This window comes from Nocardia otitidiscaviarum NBRC 14405 (assembly GCF_000308635.1).
In the GTDB taxonomy this organism is placed as follows: Bacteria; Actinomycetota; Actinomycetes; order Mycobacteriales; family Mycobacteriaceae; genus Nocardia; species Nocardia otitidiscaviarum.
The window spans coordinates 1-17,685 of sequence record NZ_BAGD01000068.1 but is presented as its reverse complement, the minus strand read 5'-3'; the positions used below and the strand labels follow the sequence as shown (position 1 = coordinate 17,685).

The following is a 17,685-nucleotide window of genomic DNA, read 5'->3' as shown; positions in this document are numbered from 1 at the left end:
ACAATGGAGCGTCAACCGACCCCGCACGAAGGAACACCCAGCCTCCCGATGGCCGCGCACACCACCCCGGACAACGCCGACACCACGGCCATCGACCCCGACGAACTGGCGATCTGCCTGCGGGTGCTCGAACGGGCGGGGCAGCTCGAGAAGGATCACCCCGACTCCATCGCCGTGCAGCGGGCCGTCGGGCACATGTTCAAGAAACTCAAGCAGCGGCGGCGCATCGAAGCCCGCGAGGCCGTGGCCAATGCCGACCGTGAGGTCATGGCCGCGACCGCCACCGCGTCGCCGAATCGGATCGACGACGAGACCGCCGGGATCCCCATCAGCTCCAACGCGCCCGGAGCCTCCGCCGGCACCCTGCTCAAACCGCGGCCCTGCTACATCTGCAAGCAGCGCTACACCCGCGTGGACGCCTTCTACCACCAGCTCTGCCCCGACTGCGCCGTCAAGAGCCATGCCAAACGCGATGCCCGCACCGACCTCACCGGCAAGCGCGCCCTGCTGACCGGCGGCCGCGCCAAGATCGGCATGTACATCGCGTTGCGGCTGCTGCGCGACGGGGCGCACACCACCATCACCACGCGATTTCCCAATGACGCCATCCGCCGCTTCAGCGCCCAGCCCGACAGCGCCGACTGGCTGCACCGGCTGCGCATCGTCGGCATCGACCTGCGTGACCCCGCGCAGGTCGTGGCGCTCGCCGACGATGTGGCGGCGCAGGGGCCGCTCGACATCATCATCAACAACGCCGCCCAGACCGTGCGGCGGTCCGCCGGTTCCTACAGCGCGCTCGTCGAAGCCGAGAACGGGCCGTTGCCCGCGGGACAGCTGCCCGAGAAGATCACCTTCGGCAAGACCATGCAGGCGCACCCGACGGCGCTCACCGCGTCGCTGACGCCCGATCTCACCGCCGCGGATATCACCGAACTCGCACTCGTCGCGGGTTCGGCCACCCCGGAACGCATTTCGCGCGGCGTCGCCATCGACGCCGGGGGGCTGGTGCCCGATCTCGCCCACACCAACAGCTGGGTGCAGACCGTGGCGGAGGTCGACGCCACCGAACTGCTCGAGGTGCAGCTGTGCAACTCGGTGGCCCCGTTCATCCTCATCTCGCGCCTGCGCCCGGCCCTGGCCGCCTCCCCCGCGCGCCGCAAGTACGTCGTGAACGTCTCCGCCATGGAGGGCGTCTTCAACCGGGGCTACAAGGGTCCGGGTCACCCGCACACCAATATGGCCAAGGCCGCGCTCAATATGCTCACCCGCACCAGCGCTCGCGAGATGTTCGAGGCCGACCGCATCCTCATGACCGCCGTGGACACCGGCTGGATCACCGACGAGCGGCCGCACTACACGAAGATCCGCCTCGCCGAGGAAGGATTCCACGCTCCCCTCGACCTGGTCGACGGCGCGGCGCGCGTCTACGACCCGATCGTCCAGGGTGAGGCGGGCACCGACCTCTTCGGCGTGTTTCTCAAGGACTACGAACCCTCCAACTGGTAGCAGCTTTTCCCCTCTTGGCTTCTTTTTGGGTCCGGAGGGTTTCGTCGGTTGTCTCGTCTGGTTGGGACCTTTCATAGTTAGATGCGCATATTGCCGTATAGGTATCGCTTGCTGCACACCCTGTCCGTGAGCCACCTGACCGGTCGGCCGAGTTTCGCAATACCCCTTGCCGATCCGGCCAGGTCGATCCAGGGTTCGCGGGGCTCCCCTCCCCCCTACTGCGCCGCGAGACGGCCGACTCGTTGTTGCGGCAAGACGCAGTAGGGATGGAGCTAGCGGGCACCGCTCCCCCTCACCGTCGGATATGACGCGCCATTTTCCATTCATGGAGACGCATATCCGCATGTTGGTATGGCACTACAGCATGATGACGGTCCGCTCGCCGGGTGCGTCGTGGTGGACCCATGCCTTTTCGACCTCTGCCAGCGGGACCGGGCGCGGGCGCACGAGCAGACCACCGGCGGCGATCGCTTCGGCGACCTCGCACAGCACCTGATGCAATGCTTCGTGAGAGACCGCGCCGAAGCCGCTGCCGAGGATGCGGAATGCGTTGGAGCGCAGCGCATGGCCCGACAGGGTGATCTCCGGACCGCCCATGCCGCCGATCTGCACCCAGTCCAACAGCCGGGTGTGCTGGGTGCGGGCATCGAGTACCGCCCGCATGGCGAGTTGGGTCGGCGGACCCCACAGGTAGTCCAGGACCACATCGACCTCGGCCGCCGCCGCGGCCAGCGCAGCCGCGGTCCGATCCTCATCCTCGGTGAGCGCGACGACTTCGTCGGCGTGGGCCTGCAATTCCTCCAGGCGGGCACGATTGCGTCCGGCCGCCACCACCCTGTCCGCGCCGAGATGGCGGGCGACCTGCACCGCCATCGATCCGGCATTGCCCGTGGCCCCCAGCACCAGGACCGACTTGCCGGGCTCGAAGGGCACCCGCGTGCGCAGCGCGCCCCACGACGACATGGCCGGATTCATCGTCGCGGCGACGACTGCGGGGTCCGCGTCGGCGGGCACGGGGATCGCGGTGGCCGGGTCGATGAGAAGGCGCTGCGCGAGGCTGCCCGCGCCCATCGGCATCACATAAGCCAGGCTCCCGTCCGCCCGGCGTACCACGGCGTCGGCACCGGCGAGGGCCGGCAAGGTGGTCGGACTGGTGTAGTGCTTGCCCGCGGCAATGCCTTTCGTGGCCGGGTGCAGGCCGACCGCGAGGACGTCCACGACCTCACGACCGGGCTCGGGCTGCGGCTCGGGAATCGACCGATAGCGCGGTGGTTCATCGAACGATTCCACGAGTGCGGCATTGATCGTCGACATGAGTGCTCCCCTTCTCGAAGCCAGCGTTAGATACGGATCAGTTTCTTATGTTCCCTACGATAGAACGGCAAGATAAGATACTCAAGTGGATCTAAAGGCGAGTAGTGTCACAGCGGACGACAGCCGCGCCGGGAATCCCGCGCCGAACGGCCGGGCGGGCGCCACGCGTCGGCGCGGGGCCCGCCTGGAAGAAGCCATTCTCGCGGCCGCCTGGTCGGTGCTGACCGAAAGCGGTTACGCCGGATTCACCTATGACGCGGTCGCGGCCCGGGCGGGCACCAGTAAACCGGTGCTCTACCGACGCTGGCCGCAGCGTGAGGAACTGCTGCTGGCCGCCCTCGCCGCGCACTGGCCGCGTATCGAGATACCCGATACCGGAAGCCTGCGCGAGGATGCGATCGGTTTCCTGCGAGCCGTCAACTCCGACCGCGCGCGCACGATCGTGTTGATGAACGCGCTCCTGGCGGACTACTTCCTGGCCACCGGAACCAACTTCGGCGAACTGCGCGCCGCCCTGCGTCCCGACCAGCGGCCCCCGTTCGAGCGCATCCTCGCACGCGCCGTCGAGCGTGGCGATCTCCCCGATAGGCACTGGCCGCCACGCATCGTGAACCTGCCGTTCGACCTGCTCCGCCACGACCTGCTGATGACGCTCCAGCCGGTGCCCGACGCTGCGATCACCGAGATCGTGGACGCGGTGTGGCTCCCGCTCCTACACCGCCCGCCGACCGGCGACGAGCGGAACATTCGCTAATCGGCGGACAGCTCGGTTGCGGCGAAGCGGCCGACCGGGTCGGGCTCGGTGGACAGGGCGTCGTCGAGCAAGGTCGTGAACTCGGCGACTTCGACTCCGAAAGCCGCTATCAGGGCGCGGAACGCGCGGGCCTTGTGGTCGCAGTCGGCGAAACGACAGCTCTGATGCGCTTGGAGAGCGTGGCGGGCGAGGTGGTACTCGCCCCATGCGGGGCAGGGTGCACGGTCGGGGTCGTTCACGGCCCTCACCTGAGCCCGAAGCGTCCGTCGCCGAACGCGATCCGCGCCGGGAGACGATGCCGAGCACGCCCTGCGCGATGCAGTCCGTGAGTCGTCGAGCGGGGAACCTCCACCGCCCCCTCCCCTCGGATGTACGGGAGCACGAAAGGGGGCCGCTCCCGGCCCTCCCGAAGATCGTCGCGAATGCCCCACATCGCCCAAACGAATACGGCGATGCCCATCAGCATCAGCCCCACAGTCCATACGTTCCACGACATTCGACCCACTCCCCTTCCGTTACGGGTTCCGCCCCGAGCTACCGGCGGCAGCACTTCACCAAGTAGACAGCAGATCTCGACATCGAAAGCCCAAAAAGTGGGCCGCCCAAGAAATATGATGGAAGTCCAGATTGGACCGTCTCAGAATGGAACTACCCAGGTAGCGAGGCTTACGAAATGTCAGCGGTCTCCAGGCGAGCATTCGGCAAGTTTCTGCGGGAGATCCGCTTGGGCGCAGGTAAGAGTGCACTGGCCGCAGGCCTACACATCGAGACCTCGAAGCAGACGCTGCTGCGCATGGAGGACGGGATCTCGACGAAGATCGCGACACCGCAACTCGAGCGGCTATTGGACTTCTATGGCGTGCCAGCCGAGGTCCGAGCGGAAGCGCTCGTCTTGTGGACCGAGGTTCGGGAACAGGCGAAAACAGCGAAGTTGCAGGGAAATTCCAAGGGATTCTGGCAGGCTTACGCCGATCAGTTCGCCTCGCACTTCCCGCACTACCTGCGTTTGGAGTCGGCGGCGAACCATGTGATCACGCATCAACTCGTCCTCGTGCCGGGCCTGCTGCAAACACCCGACTACCGGCGGGCGATCGTGCGCATCGACGGACCGAGCCTGTCCAATGTCGATGTCGAACGGCGCGTGGAACTGACAGTTCGCAGGCAGGCCAAGCTGCACAGCACCGACTTCCGCATCGAGGCGTTGATCTCGGAAGCCGCCCTACGGCACCCGATCGGTGGTGCACATGTCATGGCGGATCAACTCAGGTGGTTGGCGACGGCCTTCGACCGTCCGAATGTCAGCATCCACGTCGTACCGTTCGGACCATCGCACCGCGGCCTGACGATCGGGTCGTTCACTCTGCTGGACTTCCCGAAAATCGAAGGCGGACTTGTCGAACCGCCGGTGGTCTATCTGGAAGGTGCCATCGGCGCGCTCTACCACGAGCGCACCGACGTGGTCGAACAGTATCGAGAAGCCGTCACCAACCTGCTGACGGTAGCGTTGAGCGAAGACGACACCAGGGACATGGTGCTGCACATGGCAGAGGAGTACGCGGCGTGATCAACAATCCACCCGTCGGCCAGTGGTTCAAGTCCAGCCGATCCGAGCACGCCAGCGCTTGTGTCGAGATCAAGTTCGAACACGGCGGGGTTGCGGTGCGCGATTCGAAGAATCCCGGTGGGCCCGTGCTGAACTTCGACGGAGTGGCGTGGGACCGGTTCGTGGACAGCGGGATTTGGGAGCGCTGACACGAGGATGACCGGGCCGGTTGGCCGAGCGGCTGCTGCCGCCCGCGAGATCGCCGAGCGGACGGCGCGAGCGCTGACCTCCGGCGCATCGGGCATCAGCCGATCCCCGCATGACCTGGCAGCTGGGAGCCGGGAGGCCGCCGGAATGCTGGTTCACGCCGACCACCGCGGCGCTATTCCGGTTGATACGTCCGGGCGCGCCCTGATTCGCGATGATGAGGTCATCGGGGGACGCAACGACGACGTGCACACGGCATGGTGGCAGGAACTGCGGGCTCGGGGCGTCGACACCGACCGGACGGTGTCGGATCTGAGCACCGTATGGGACTACCTACGGCACGACCCCAAGTGGGCGTTCGACCCCGAGCGGAGCTACGGCGGCATCATCTTTTTCGGCAGCCGCGACATCGGCGGATCGTCGGTGATCGCGAACCTGGTCCGCGACCGTGGCCTCGGCGATGTGCCCGTCGTCTTCTCCGGATATCGGGGCGAGGCAGCCAAGTTCCGGCTGGCGGCGGAAAAGCTGAACCTCAACCCGAACCAGATCATCGAGGAACCACTCGCCCAGAACACCGGCCAGAACGCGGTCTACTCGGTCCGGATGCTCGAGCAGCACGGCCGCGACATCAGTTCGGTGATCGGAGTGTGCACTCCCTTTCACGCCCGACGCGTGTGGGGCACGCTCAGGAAACAGTGCCCGGACGTCGAGCACGTCGCCATACCCGCCGCCGACGTCTCGCTCGAGAACTACATGAAATACGGCAACCGCCCCGACGCCACCACGGCCCCGCACCCGAAGTCGATCGTCGCCATCACCATGGGCGAGATCAAACGCCTGGACGAGTACCCCGATGAAGGCCACATCATCCGAGAGGACATCCCGGACACCGTGCGTGACGCCTACAACAGGCTCAGCGAGACATTCCGCCCCGCCGAACGCCGGTTCTGACGTCTCGGGCGATCGGCGGCCCATTCGCCAGCCGTATCCCGTGCCGAGGCCCGGCCACGTTCGATCCGGGTCCGCCGAGGCGGCGCGAAACTCATCTCAGACGGCTCGTGACGAATTCCGCCAGGGGGCGGAGGTTCTCGGGGAGGTCGAGGTAGAAGTGGCGGCCGGGGAAGGTTGCCGCGGCGAAGTCGGCGGTGGTGTAGGTGGCCCACTGCTGTGCTTGGGCGACCGTGGTGGTGGGGTCGTCGGTGCTGACCAGGGCGCTGATCGGGGTGCGCAGCGGGGTGGTGGGTTGGTGGCGGTAGGTTTCGACGGCCTGGTAGTCGGCGCGGACGGCGGGGAGGACCAGGTCGGCCAGGGAGGGTTCGGTGCGGAGGATGGCGACCGAGGTGGGGTCGTTGGCGAGGCGTTCCAGGTCGGCGATGAGGGCGGAGTCGGGGGCCAGGTGGAGGCGGGCCGATTCCTCGTGGGCGGGGGCCGGGCGGCCGGAGACGAACAGGTGGGCCAGGTCGCGGCCGGCCGCTTCCAGGGCGCGGGCGGTCTCGTAGGCGACGGTCGCGCCCATGCTGTGGCCGAACAGGGCCAGGCGGACGGTGGCGGGCCAGCGCAGCAGGTCGGCGGCGGACTGTTGGGCGAGAGTGGTCAGGGAGGTGACGAGGGGGTCGCTCAGGCGGTCCTGCCTGCCCGGGTACTGCACCGCGTAGACGGCTGTGCCGGTGCCGAATTCCTGTGCCACGGCACGATAGGCGGTGGCCGCTCCCCCACCCGGCGGAAAGCAGACGAGCACTGTAGTCGCCTCGGCGTCGGGCCGTAGCTGTCGTAGCCAAGCGGTACCGGTGAGATTCGCCACCAACGAGGTTCTCCTTCGCGCAGTACTGTCGAACGGGTGGATACGTGTGCAGCGCTGGTCCGCGACTACGAGGCCGGGACAGGCGTCACCGCGTCGAGTATGCCCGCCCCACCCGATCCGGAGTCCAATCTGGCTGCCACCCTGCCCGTCTGGTCGCTGGCGGGCGGTGCGGTGGCGGCCTTCGCGGCGGCGACCGACCGGCGGCGTGAAGCCACCGGGTTCGCCGCCCTGCCGCAGCGGCTCGAACCGGCCCGGGTGGCGGCGTCGTTCTCGAGCGAGAAACTGCTCCGGATCGACGGCGCGGGCGTCGACCAGTTCGCGGAACTGTCCGGTTTCTTCGAGGCCGCGGACGGCTGGGTGCGCACGCACGCCAACTATCCGCATCACCGCGCGCGCCTGCTGACCATGCTGGACCTGCCCGCCGACGCCGACCGCCCCACCGTCGCCGCGCGCATCGCCGCACTGCCCGCCGCCGAGATCGAGTCGCGGGCCGATGAATTCGGGGCCATCGCGGTGCGGGTACGCACCGAACACGAGTGGGCGGACAGCCCGCAGGGCAAAGCAGCGGCGGACGGTCCGCTGGTGGCCGTCGACGTGCGCGCCGACAGCGGTGAGTTCGACACCGTCGGCGCGGCCACGCAGATGCTGCCGCTGCGCGGGGTGCGGGTCCTGGATCTGACCCGGGTGATCGCCGGACCGGTGAGCACCCGGTCGCTGGCGCTGCTGGGCGCGGATGTGCTGCGGGTGGACCCTCCGCTGCTGCCGGAGATCGGATGGCAGTATCTCGACCTCTGCCAGGGCAAGCGCTCCACCCTGCTCGATCTGCGTACCGACCGCGCAGTCTTCGACGAATTGCTGTCCACCGCCGATGTTCTCGTCACCGGCTACCGGCCCGGCGCGCTGGAGGCCGCCGGGGTGGATGCGGCGGGGACCCGGCCGGGCATCGTGCACGCGCGGGTCAGTGCGTGGGGTGAGTCGGGCCCGTGGGGTGCGCGGCGCGGTTTCGACAGCATCGTGCAGGCCGCCTCGGGGATCTCGCTCATCGAAGGCGCGCAGGCGAATCCCGGCGGCGTGCCGGTCGGCGCGCTGCCCGCGCAGGCGTTGGACCACGCCACCGGGTATCTGCTCGCCGCAGGGGTCGTGGACGCGCTCACCGCCCGGGATCGCGACGGAATCGGACGCGATGTGCGGGTCGCGCTGGCGCGCACGGCGTCCTGGTTGCTCGCCGCACCCGGCCGCACCCCGGAGCACGGCCCGGCGACACCACCGAGCGCGGCGTACACGGCCGTCCACGACACGCTGACGACTGCGGTCCCGGCGCTCGCGGACTACCCGGACTATTCCTGGCCCGCCCGCCCGTACGGCGGTGACGCTCCCGCCTGGCAGCCGCGCCCCGACGACGGGGTCTGATCCCCGGCGTACGCTGCGCTATCACGCGATCGGGTGCTCCGAAGGCGGCCGCGGGCAATCCGTCACCCACCGGCACGGCAGCAGACCGGTCGCCCGGTCTTGTTCTGCCGCCCGGCTTTTCACGCCTGCCGGAACGTTGCCCGATCAAGATCGTGCAAGTGCACCTGTTCGTACATCGCAGAAAATCTGAATTCCCTTTCCCCACCAGGCATTTGTGGCGTTAATAAGTGAGATGCTGAAACCGACATCGTGAGTACCGACAGCTGCGCCGGCACGCGTATGGAGGAACGTCATCGTGGACACGCCTGGGCCCTTGCTCACCGCTGCGGAAACCAGCACCGGCAAGGGAGGTAGGCGTGAGTGGGCCGGACTTGCGGTGCTCGCGCTTGCCTGTCTGGTGTACTCCATGGACCTCACCGTCCTGCACCTGGCGGTTCCCCAGATCAGCGCCGAATTGCGGCCCACCAGTACGCAATTGCTCTGGATCATCGACGTCTACGGCTTCTTCGTGGCCGGACTGCTGCTCACCATGGGCACCATCGGCGACCGAGTGGGGCGGCGGCGACTACTCATGGTCGGCGCCGCGGCCTTCGCCGCGGTGTCGATCATCGCCGCTTTCGCCCCCACCGCGCCGGTGCTCATCGCCTGCCGGGCCCTGCTCGGCGTCGCGGGAGCCACCCTCGCACCGTCCACATTGTCGTTGATATTCACCATGTTTCGCGATCCCGCGCAGCGGTCGGTGGCCATCGGGGTCTGGGTGGGGTCCTATTCGGTCGGCGGCGCGATCGGCCCGCTCGCGGGTGGACTCGTACTCGAGCATTTCTGGTGGGGTGCGGTGTTCCTGCTGGCGGTGCCCGTCATGGTGTTGCTGATCGTGCTCGCGCCGCGCATCCTGCCGGAATTCCGCGATCCCGATGCTGGCAAACTGGATCCGATCAGCGCCGTACTGTGTACGGGCGCGGTGCTGCTGGTCGTCTTCGGCATGAAGCAGGCCGCCCAGGATGGTCCGGGCCCGCAGGCCGTCATGCCGCTCCTGGCTGGACTCGGCGTCGGCCTCATCTTCGTGCGCCGCCAACTCTCCTCCCCCGAGCCCATGTTGAACCTGCGCCTGTTCCGGTTGGGGAGCTTCCGCACCGCTCTCACCATCAACCTGCTCGCCATCTTCGTGGCCTTCGGGTACTTCCTGTTCGTGGCGCAGTATTTGCAACTGGTGCTGGAGATGTCACCGCTACGGGCCGGATTGGCCACCATTCCGGCCGGACTCGGATTCATGATCGGATCACAGTTGGGTCCGCGGATCGGGCGGGTGGTGCGGCCGGCGTACATGATCGGCGGCGGCATGGCGATGGCGGCGGTGGGTCTGCTCCTGCTCACTCAGATCAGCGTCACCGGCGGTGTGGTGCTCACCATCATCGCCTCGCTGCTCGTATCCTTCGGGCTGGCACCCGTATTCGGCATCACCACCGAACTGATCGTCGGCACGGCACCGCAGGAGCAGGCTGGCGCGGCCTCCGGACTCGCCGAGACGGGCGCGGAATTCGGTGGGGCGCTCGGCATCTCGATACTCGGTAGTGTCAGCATCGCCCTCTATCGAACCGAGCTGGCCGCCACCCTGCCCTATGGATTGCGCGAGCCCGACATCGCCACCGCGCGTGACACCCTCGGTGCCGCCATAAACCTGGCCAATGCCCTGCCCGGCAGCCTGGGGGCCACGGTCGCCGACGCCGCCAAGCACGCCTTCCTGACCGGTATGCACGTCACCGCCGCCATCGCGGCGGGCGCGGCCCTGGTGCTGTCGGCGCTGGCGCTGTCCCGACTACGGCACATCCCGCCCGGTTGAAGCGCTAGCTCCGTGCCAGAACGGCCACGGCGCGGGCGAGTTCGCCGCTGTCGCAGGCGGCGGCGGTCGGAGCGATCAGCGACAACAGCGCCAGGCCCTGGAACTGGACGAAATAGAATCGGGCGACCGCGCGCGCATCGGCTTCGGACAGGTCGGGATGCAGTTCGCGCAGCGTTTCGGCGAGATCGAGACAGCCGTTCTCCACGGCCTCGGACATAAGTCGCCGCTGTTCGGGGTCACGGGCGACGCGCACGCTGTTCTCGAGGCTCAGCAGCATGATCTCCTGGTTGCGCCGCGCCACCTCCACCAGGGCCGCCCAAGCGGACTCCAGCGCCGCACCCACCGTGCGCCCCTCCCCCGCCTCCCGAATCGCCTGTTCGAAATCGTCACCGACCCCGCCCCCCATGGCCGTCAGCAGCGCCTCGGTGACCAGCTGATCCTTGGAACCGAAGTGGTAGCCGATCGCCGCGAGGCTCACCCCGGCGGCGGCGGCGATATCGCGGGCGGTGACCTTGGCGAGTCCGCGTTCCAGGATGGCCTGCTTGGCCCCGTTCAAGAGGTCTTCGCGGTTTCCCATCACACCACCCTAGCAGCGTCTTAGACGTTTGTTCTAGACAGACGTGCAACACAGGTGTTAGACATCTGTCTAAGACATTCGTTCTTCAGCTTGGAGTCACCCATGAACAGCACCCCGAGCCCGCGCGTCCTCGTCTGCGGCGGCGGTATCGCCGGGAATGCCGTTGCGCTGCAACTGCTGCGCGCGGGAATCCCCACCACGGTGGTCGAACGGGCCACCGCTCCCCGGCCCGGCGGGCAGGCCGTGGACCTGCGCGGCCCGAGCCGCGAGGTGGCCGAGCGCATGGGCCTGATGCCGGGTGTGCGCGAGCATCGGCTACACGAGGAGGGCATGCTGCTGGTCGACCGCCGCGGCGACGAGGTGTATCGAATGCCCGCCGCCATGTTCGACGGGAACGGACCGGTGGCCGATATCGAGATCACACGCGGTGACCTGAACCACGTACTGCTGGCCGAGATCGACTCCACCGGAGGGGAACTCGACTACCGCTACGGCGACCGGGTCGAGCGGTTGGACCAGGACGACACCGGTGTCGCGGTCACCTTCGCGTCCGGTGCCACCGCCCGCTTCGACGTGGTGGTCGGCGCCGACGGCGTACATTCGGCCACCCGGCGGATCGCCTTCGGTCCCGCGCACCGGTACAGCACCTACCTGGGCGGCTACATGTCGTTCTTCACCCTGCCCACACCATCGGGTATCGAGCCGGGGTGGATGAGCATGCACGCGGTGCCGAAGGCGTCGGTGGGACTGCGCCCCGACGCCGATCCCTCGACCTGCAAGGCCATCATCACGCTGCGTACCGACGCCGATCCCGCGCTGCGCCGGGATACGGCCGCCCAGCAGCGACTCATTCGCGACATGCTGTCCGGGGCGGGCTGGCTCGCACCGACCGTCCTGGCGGATATGGCCGACGCCTCGGACTTCTACTTCGACGAACTCGCCCGCGTGGATATGCCGAACCTGTCGGCCGGACGAGTCGCGCTGCTGGGTGACGCCGGATTCTGCGGATCGCCCCTCACCGGGATGGGGACGGCCATGGCGCTGGTCGGGGCCTACATCCTGGCCGGGGAGATCGCGCGCACGCCCGCCGACCCGATCGCCGCGCTGGCCCGCTACGACGCGGCCGTGACACCGTTCCTCGACAGGGCCAAGCAGCTGCCGGGCGGCGGCATCGCCATGATGCTGCCCCGCAGCGAGATCGGATTGAAGGCGGCGCAGACGGTCGGCAAACTCATGACCACCCGGATCATGCGACCCGTCATGACGCGCGTGCTGAACGGCACCGAGGACTACCCGCTGCCCTCGTACTGAGCGGCGTTAGGCTCGAACGGTGCGGCAGAAGATCATCATGGACGTCGATACCGGTATCGACGACTCGCTGGCCCTGCTCTATCTGCTCGCCTCGCCCGAGGCGGAGATCGTCGGGATCGCCGCCACCGCGGGCAATGTGGGTGTCGAGCAGGTGGCGGCCAACAACCTGGCTTGGCTCGAGCTGTGCCGGGCGCCGGAGATCGAGGTGGCGCTGGGTGCGGCGGAACCGCTGGCGATTCCCCTGCGCACCACCGAGGACACCCACGGCCCGCACGGCGTCGGCTACGCCGAACTGCCGGTGTCCGCGCGGGAGTTGTCGCCGCGCTCGGCGGCGCGCATGTGGGTGGAGTTGGTACGCGAGCATCCCGGGGAGATCGTCGGGCTGTGCACGGGGCCACTCACCAATCTCGCGCTCGCCCTGCGGCTGGAGCCGGAGCTGCCCCGCCTGCTGCGCCGGTTGGTGATCATGGGCGGCGCGTTCAACCATCCCGGCAACACCACGCCCACCAACGAATGGAATGTGCACGTCGACCCGGAAGCCGCCAAGGAGGTGTTCGACGCGTTCGCCGCGGCACCGGCGGATCGGCGGCCGCTGGTGTGCGCGCTCGACATCACCGAGACCATCGAGATGCGGCCCAAACACCTGGTGCTGCTGGCGGAGCGGGCGGGCAGCACACCGGTGGAGACGGTGACCGAGAGCGACCCCCCGCACGCCCGGTCGGCGGCGAGCAACCCGATCATCCGGTACTTCACCGACGCGGTGCGGTTCTACTTCGACTTCCACCGCATGCACGACCAGGGGTACCTGGCGCATATGCACGATCCGTTCGCGGCGGCGGTGGCGTTGGACCCACAGCTGGCCGTGACCCGGCCCGCCACCGTGGATGTCGAACTGGTCGGCACTCTCACCCGTGCCACGACGGTCGCCGACTGGGCGGGCATGTGGGGCCGGGAACCCAATGCCGACATCGTGGTCGGCACCGATCCCGAACTGTTCTTCGACCGGCTGGTCACCCGCGTCGGCGATCACGCCCGCACGCTCTATCCGCCGACCGGACAGGAGAACCGGTGACCGACTACCCCACCGAACTCCGCGCCCGCCTGGGTCTTTCGCATCTCGTCGACATCCACACCCATTTCATGCCCGATCAGGTCATGCGCAAGGTGTGGGCCTACTTCGACTCGGCGGGGCCGCTCACTCGCCGCGAATGGCCGATCGTCTACCGGGACGAGGAGCAGGTGCGGCTGAAGACCCTGCGTGGATTCGGTGTTCGCGCCTTCACCTCGCTGGTCTACGCGCACCGTCCCGATATGGCGGCCTGGCTCAACGAATGGACCGCCGACTTCGCCGCCCGCACCCCCGACTGCCTGCACACCGCCACCTTCTACCCCGAACATGGCGTGGACAGCTATGTCGAGACCGCCGTCGACGCCGGAGCCCGCATCTTCAAGATCCACCTCCAGGTCGGCGACTTCCATCCCTGTGATCCGCTGCTCACCCCGGTCTGGGGGCTGCTCCAGGATGCCGCCGTCCCGGTGCTCGTGCACTGCGGATCCAGTCCCGCCCCGGGCGCTTTCACCGGCCCCGAGCCCATGGCCGAACTGCTGCGCCGGTTTCCCCGCCTGACTCTGATCATCGCGCACATGGGCTCCCCCGAATACGTCGAATTCCTGGACCTGGCACAGCGGTACGACAACGTCCTGCTGGACACCACCATGAACTTCACCGACTTCTTCGAGGCCGACAGCCCCTTTCCCGCCGACGCCCTCCCCCGCCTGCGCGACGTCTCGCACCGCATTCTGTTCGGCAGCGACTTTCCCAATATTCCCTACCCCTACGCTCACGCGCTGCACGCCCTCGACCGTCTGAACCTCGGTGACGACTGGCTGCGGGCGGTCTGTCACGACAACGCCGCCCGCCTGTTCGGCCTGCCCTGATACCACCGCCCGGATACCAACGGCCTGCCACGGGGGTCCGTTCGACTCTGGTTCGGGGATGCCCGGAGCCGGACGATCGGGGGGACCGATGGGAGGAGAAGGATCATGAGGGCTATGACGGCGGCGGGCATCGCCGCGGCGACGGCCGCGGCCGCGCTGGCGGCCGGGTCGCGGATACCCATGGTGCGCGACGCGGTGCTGCACTGGGGAGCCACCGCCGCGGAGGTGGAACGCGCCCTGCCGGGCGACGACTTGGCCTCGCGGGCGGATGTGGTGGCCACGAGGGCGATTCGGATCGCCGCGCCACCGGCGGCGGTCTGGCCCTGGCTGGTGCAGATGGGTCCCGGCCGGGGCGGTGCGTACACCTACGACTGGATCGAGAACCTGCTCGGGCTGGATATGCACAGCGCGGACCGGATTCTGCCGGAGTTCCAGGAGATCTCCGTCGGCGAGGTGATCGCCCTGGGCCTGTCGGGGCCGCGAATGCGTGTGGAGGTGGTCGATATCGAGCGGACCCTGGTCTTCGCCTCGAAGGATCGATCGTGGGTGTGGGCCTTCGCCCTCGTCCCCGACGGCGCGGGCACCCGGCTGGTCAGTCGCAATCGCATCTCGCGTCCGGGGTCCACCGCGCTCGGACGGTTCGCGTATCGGCTGGTCATGGAGCCGGGCAGTCTGGTCATGGAGCGGAAGATGCTCCTGGGAATCAAGGAGCGCGCCGAACGGCTGGCCACCGCGGAAGGGACCAACGGCTCTGTCGACGGTGCGCAAAGGCGGTATGCGGTGGCGGACGCGGAGCGAACACTCGATGTATGACCGCTATGGAGCTTCCTCCCGTACTGCCGGATCACCGGACGATCATCGAGGCGATGCGACTGGCTTCCCGCGCGCCCTCGGTGCACAACACGCAACCGTGGCGCTGGGTGTTCGACGGCACGCGGCTGCACCTGTACAGCGATTCGGATCGGCTGCTGCACTGGGCTGATCCGCGCGGACGGCAGTTGGTGATCAGCTGCGGGGCCATGCTGCACCATGTGCGTACCGTCTTCGGCGCGTACGGCTGGCACACCGATACCGTGCGGCTACCCGCCCTCGAGCGCCCGGATCATCTGGCGGAGATCCGATTCCGGCCGTGGGCGGACCCGCCCGCCGGACTGCGCGCCCGTGCTCTGGTCATCGACCGGCGGCGGACCGACCGGCTGCCGATGGCGGCCCCGCGCGGCTGGGATGTGGTGCTGCCGCGGCTGCGCATGCTGGTCTCTCCTCACTATCTCGAACTCGACGAGATCGGCGAGGCGATGCGGGACCGGCTGGCGGCGGCCTCGGAACAGGCGGCCGCGCTGCGCCGCCACGATATCGGGTACGCATCGGAATTGAACTGGTGGGCAGGACATTCCGGTCCGGACGGCATTCCGCCGGCGGCGCTGCTGTCGCAGGCGGAGGCGGGGCGGGTGCGCGTCGGGCGGGCCTTTCCCGCCGGATCCCCGGGGCTGCGCCGCGCCGAGTTCGAGGACCGCGCCCGCCTGGTGGTGCTCAGCTCCCCCGGCGATACGCTGGAGCACTGGCTGCGCACCGGGGAGGCGCTGTCGGCGGTGCTGTTGGAATGCGCCGCCGCCGGACTGGGGACCTGCCCGCTCACCCATCTCACCGAATTGCCGTCCGGCCGTTCCCTGTTGAGCGGGCTGAGCCCGCGGCCGGGACAGCCGCAGCTGGTGATCCGCATCGGCACCGCGCCCGAGGGCGAACCGGAGGTGGCGCCCTCCCCACGCCGACCGCTGGCGGACTTCTTCACCACCGTGCGCGACTGAGGCCACATGGCCGACCGGTCGGTCGTGTTTCGGAGCGGCCTCGCGATCGTGGCGGCGGACGGGTTTGCCGCAGCTCCCAGGGGGAACTCCGCCGTCAGCGAAACGGACCAAGCATCCGGTGCGGGAAGGCGGATCGCCCGACAATGAGCAGCCCCGAGGCCGCGTCCAACCACCGATCGTCCGACAGCCGACAGGGCGCGCCCATCGCGGCGGAGGCCGAACCACTCACCGCACGCCCCCTGTCGGAGGCCGCCTGCCTGCGGCTGCTCGCCGAGGTCAGCTTCGGCCGAATCGTGTACTCCCGCTACGCCTTACCGGCCATCCGCCCGGTCGACCACATCATCGCCGACGGTGCGATCATCACCACCACCGACGCCACAACCGTCCCGCCGTACCGGCAGGTCGTCGCCTACGAGGCCGACACCCTCGACCAGCACACCCAGTGCGGCTGGTGCGTCATCATCACCGGCACCGCGGAATCGGTCACGGACCCCACCGACCTCGCCCGCTACCGCGCGGCCCTGCGCCCACGCCTGCCCGGCAGTCCGCACCACATCCTGCGCATCCACCCCGAGGTCGTCACCGGCATCGAGTACATCGCCCCAGACCGGCACTGACCCCGGTCCAGCCGCCGCGCCGGGACGCTCTCACGCGGGCTGCGGCGCGGTGGTACGCGGCCAGCACCAGTCGGTAATCTCCGGGGGATCGTCGCCCACCCGGTGGATGTGGGCTCGGATGCGGGCGAGTCTGCCGAGCAGTACGTCCCGCAGGGGATCGCGGCGGTCGGTCAGACGAGGGACCTGTTCGATGGCGGCCAATTCCATGCGCCGAGGCCACACTCACAATGCGCGCGGGCCGCTTGATCACTCAGATACTTTGGGGCGGAATGCTTTCCGGCCACCACCACATTCACCGTGCCACGCCCGCGCAAGCAGCGCTCGAACACGCGCGGCAGCAGTTGGCATCCGGCGGCAAATACACCCGGCTCACCTCGGGACGTTTGCTCAGCACATGGTCGATGAAGCCGGGGTCCTGATGGGTCGCGCCATTGTGGTCCTGCCGCCACACATGTGAGGTGATCAGGTAGTCGAGGCTGGGAATCGGCGCGCGCCACGGGATCTCCGACGCCGCGTGCAGCCACTTGGCGTGCTGCACCACCATCGAGTCGACGATGTGCGCGAAGGCCTCGTAGGTGGAGAAGACGCCGTGCCTGCCGGTGAGCAGATAACCTTTCAGCCAGCCCTGGCACAGCTGTTCGGACAACACCTCGAAGACCCGGCCTTCGGGCGCGAGCCCGTCGTCGCTGTCCAACCGCTTGCCGCGCCAGCGTCGCGCGGTCACCTCGAGAATCGCTTCGAGCCCGTTGGAGGTGTGCTCATCGGGCGAGAAGAAACGGTGGCATGGGCCAGCGATTGACGTCCTCTCCCGCCTGAAGGTGGGAGATTCCGGTCTGCTGCGGCTAGGCCGCGCTCCCGGCGGGTTCCTGCTTCACCGCCGGTCGCTCGACCGAAACCGCGACTGACACCAGCTCCACAAGCGTTGAACTGTCCGCCCGTCCGGCGGCCAGAATATTCTTCGCGGCATTCAAGTCCCGGTCGTGGACCGCACCGCATCCGCATGTCCATTCCCGGACGTGCAGCGGTTTCCTCTCCCCGACCACCCCGCACGCCGAACAGGCG

General features: G+C 68.4%; 19 protein-coding genes and 1 pseudogene. 13 read left to right on the top strand and 7 right to left on the bottom strand.

Going from position 1 to position 17,685, the window contains the following annotated elements:
* The first annotated feature begins 48 nt into the window (after positions 1 to 48).
* On the top strand, positions 49 to 1,506 hold the full coding sequence (locus tag ON31_RS13405; RefSeq protein WP_029928566.1) for an SDR family NAD(P)-dependent oxidoreductase: 1,458 nt from the start codon (positions 49 to 51) through the stop codon (positions 1,504 to 1,506).
* A 357-nt stretch (positions 1,507 to 1,863) separates the two neighbouring features.
* Here the strand turns inward: ON31_RS13405 and ON31_RS13400 are convergent, their stop codons facing one another.
* Positions 1,864 to 2,820, bottom strand: coding sequence for a quinone oxidoreductase family protein (locus ON31_RS13400; protein ID WP_039813568.1), 957 nt, complete (start codon positions 2,818 to 2,820; stop codon positions 1,864 to 1,866).
* A gap of 85 nt (positions 2,821 to 2,905) precedes the next feature.
* On the opposite strand from ON31_RS13400, the gene ON31_RS13395 reads away from it, so the two are divergent.
* Entirely contained in the window at positions 2,906 to 3,574 is a 669-nt protein-coding gene (locus ON31_RS13395; protein WP_039813566.1) for a TetR/AcrR family transcriptional regulator, read from the top strand.
* On the opposite strand, the gene ON31_RS13390 is transcribed toward ON31_RS13395, so the two are convergent.
* Positions 3,571 to 3,813, bottom strand: coding sequence for a hypothetical protein (locus tag ON31_RS13390; RefSeq protein WP_143981096.1), 243 nt, complete (start codon positions 3,811 to 3,813; stop codon positions 3,571 to 3,573). The genes ON31_RS13395 and ON31_RS13390 overlap by 4 nt on opposite strands.
* Positions 3,814 to 4,247: 434 nt before the next feature.
* On the opposite strand from ON31_RS13390, the gene ON31_RS13380 reads away from it, so the two are divergent.
* Genes ON31_RS13380 through ON31_RS13370 form a run of 3 tightly spaced genes read left to right on the top strand, consistent with a single transcriptional unit; the run spans position 4,248 to position 6,275 of the window.
* Complete coding sequence (locus ON31_RS13380) at positions 4,248 to 5,138, top strand: helix-turn-helix domain-containing protein (protein ID WP_039813560.1); 891 nt, start codon at positions 4,248 to 4,250, stop codon at positions 5,136 to 5,138.
* Complete coding sequence (locus tag ON31_RS13375; protein WP_039813557.1) at positions 5,135 to 5,326, top strand: DUF397 domain-containing protein; 192 nt, start codon at positions 5,135 to 5,137, stop codon at positions 5,324 to 5,326. Before ON31_RS13380 ends, ON31_RS13375 begins: the two co-directional genes overlap by 4 nt.
* A 7-nt stretch (positions 5,327 to 5,333) precedes the next feature.
* A complete protein-coding gene (locus tag ON31_RS13370) occupies positions 5,334 to 6,275 on the top strand; it encodes a YdcF family protein (protein WP_081592423.1) in 942 nt (313 codons plus the stop codon).
* A gap of 91 nt (positions 6,276 to 6,366) precedes the next feature.
* Here ON31_RS13370 and ON31_RS13365 read toward each other — a convergent pair whose 3' ends face one another.
* Complete coding sequence (locus tag ON31_RS13365; protein WP_255222087.1) at positions 6,367 to 7,125, bottom strand: thioesterase II family protein; 759 nt, start codon at positions 7,123 to 7,125, stop codon at positions 6,367 to 6,369.
* 36 nt (positions 7,126 to 7,161) lie between these two features.
* Between ON31_RS13365 and ON31_RS13360 the strand changes: the two genes are divergently transcribed.
* Positions 7,162 to 8,535, top strand: coding sequence for a CoA transferase (locus tag ON31_RS13360; protein ID WP_039813551.1), 1,374 nt, complete (start codon positions 7,162 to 7,164; stop codon positions 8,533 to 8,535).
* Between the two features lie 313 nt (positions 8,536 to 8,848).
* The gene (locus ON31_RS13355) at positions 8,849 to 10,375 is read left to right on the top strand and encodes an MFS transporter (protein ID WP_039813548.1); all 1,527 of its coding nucleotides are present in this window, start codon (positions 8,849 to 8,851) and stop codon (positions 10,373 to 10,375) included.
* A 4-nt stretch (positions 10,376 to 10,379) separates the two neighbouring features.
* Here the strand turns inward: ON31_RS13355 and ON31_RS13350 are convergent, their stop codons facing one another.
* Positions 10,380 to 10,952: a TetR family transcriptional regulator gene (locus ON31_RS13350; RefSeq protein WP_039813545.1), complete on the bottom strand. Its 573-nt coding sequence runs from the start codon at positions 10,950 to 10,952 to the stop codon at positions 10,380 to 10,382.
* A 102-nt stretch (positions 10,953 to 11,054) separates the two neighbouring features.
* Here ON31_RS13350 and ON31_RS13345 point away from each other — a divergent pair, with 102 nt between their 5' ends.
* The 6 genes from ON31_RS13345 to ON31_RS13320 all read left to right on the top strand — a co-directional run bounded on the left by ON31_RS13345 (position 11,055) and on the right by ON31_RS13320 (position 16,623).
* Positions 11,055 to 12,263, top strand: a complete 1,209-nt coding sequence (locus ON31_RS13345) for an FAD-dependent monooxygenase (RefSeq protein WP_039813542.1) — start codon at positions 11,055 to 11,057, stop codon at positions 12,261 to 12,263.
* A 37-nt stretch (positions 12,264 to 12,300) separates the two neighbouring features.
* Entirely contained in the window at positions 12,301 to 13,335 is a 1,035-nt protein-coding gene (locus tag ON31_RS13340) for a nucleoside hydrolase (protein ID WP_039813670.1), read from the top strand.
* On the top strand, positions 13,332 to 14,201 hold the full coding sequence (locus ON31_RS13335) for an amidohydrolase family protein (RefSeq protein ID WP_039813538.1): 870 nt from the start codon (positions 13,332 to 13,334) through the stop codon (positions 14,199 to 14,201). Before ON31_RS13340 ends, ON31_RS13335 begins: the two co-directional genes overlap by 4 nt.
* Positions 14,202 to 14,306: 105 nt before the next feature.
* Complete coding sequence (locus tag ON31_RS13330; RefSeq protein ID WP_174385105.1) at positions 14,307 to 15,014, top strand: SRPBCC family protein; 708 nt, start codon at positions 14,307 to 14,309, stop codon at positions 15,012 to 15,014.
* A complete protein-coding gene (locus ON31_RS13325) occupies positions 15,011 to 16,006 on the top strand; it encodes an Acg family FMN-binding oxidoreductase (RefSeq protein ID WP_051037195.1) in 996 nt (331 codons plus the stop codon). The genes ON31_RS13330 and ON31_RS13325 overlap by 4 nt, the downstream gene beginning before the upstream one ends.
* A gap of 143 nt (positions 16,007 to 16,149) precedes the next feature.
* Entirely contained in the window at positions 16,150 to 16,623 is a 474-nt protein-coding gene (locus ON31_RS13320) for a pyridoxamine 5'-phosphate oxidase family protein (RefSeq protein WP_051037194.1), read from the top strand.
* Positions 16,624 to 16,653: 30 nt separating this feature from the next.
* Here the strand turns inward: ON31_RS13320 and ON31_RS37275 are convergent, their stop codons facing one another.
* The 3 genes and pseudogenes from ON31_RS37275 to ON31_RS35575 form a co-directional block, all read right to left on the bottom strand.
* Positions 16,654 to 16,830, bottom strand: a complete 177-nt coding sequence (locus ON31_RS37275; RefSeq protein WP_158453155.1) for a hypothetical protein — start codon at positions 16,828 to 16,830, stop codon at positions 16,654 to 16,656.
* Positions 16,821 to 17,482, bottom strand: a pseudogene (locus ON31_RS13315) (phosphoketolase); the annotation flags it as partial. The pseudogene ON31_RS13315 and the gene ON31_RS37275, both read right to left, overlap by 10 nt.
* Positions 17,466 to 17,685: zinc ribbon domain-containing protein (locus ON31_RS35575; RefSeq protein WP_157533664.1), on the bottom strand; the 220-nt coding region annotated here is incomplete at its 5' end. The gene ON31_RS35575 and the pseudogene ON31_RS13315, both read right to left, overlap by 17 nt.

Bases quoted from the DNA above. Each gene is read 5' to 3' on its own strand.
- ON31_RS13405 (WP_029928566.1), top strand. From the start codon at position 49: ATGGCCGCGCACACCACCCCGGACAACGCCGACACCACGGCCATCGAC.
- ON31_RS13400 (WP_039813568.1), bottom strand. From the start codon at position 2,820: ATGTCGACGATCAATGCCGCACTCGTGGAATCGTTCGATGAACCACCG.
- ON31_RS13380 (WP_039813560.1), top strand. From the start codon at position 4,248: ATGTCAGCGGTCTCCAGGCGAGCATTCGGCAAGTTTCTGCGGGAGATC.
- ON31_RS13370 (WP_081592423.1), top strand. From the start codon at position 5,334: ATGACCGGGCCGGTTGGCCGAGCGGCTGCTGCCGCCCGCGAGATCGCC.
- ON31_RS13350 (WP_039813545.1), bottom strand. From the start codon at position 10,952: ATGGGAAACCGCGAAGACCTCTTGAACGGGGCCAAGCAGGCCATCCTG.
- ON31_RS13345 (WP_039813542.1), top strand. From the start codon at position 11,055: ATGAACAGCACCCCGAGCCCGCGCGTCCTCGTCTGCGGCGGCGGTATC.
- ON31_RS13340 (WP_039813670.1), top strand. From the start codon at position 12,301: ATGGACGTCGATACCGGTATCGACGACTCGCTGGCCCTGCTCTATCTG.
- ON31_RS13330 (WP_174385105.1), top strand. From the start codon at position 14,307: ATGAGGGCTATGACGGCGGCGGGCATCGCCGCGGCGACGGCCGCGGCC.
- ON31_RS13325 (WP_051037195.1), top strand. From the start codon at position 15,011: ATGACCGCTATGGAGCTTCCTCCCGTACTGCCGGATCACCGGACGATC.
- ON31_RS13320 (WP_051037194.1), top strand. From the start codon at position 16,150: ATGAGCAGCCCCGAGGCCGCGTCCAACCACCGATCGTCCGACAGCCGA.
- ON31_RS37275 (WP_158453155.1), bottom strand. From the start codon at position 16,830: ATGGAATTGGCCGCCATCGAACAGGTCCCTCGTCTGACCGACCGCCGC.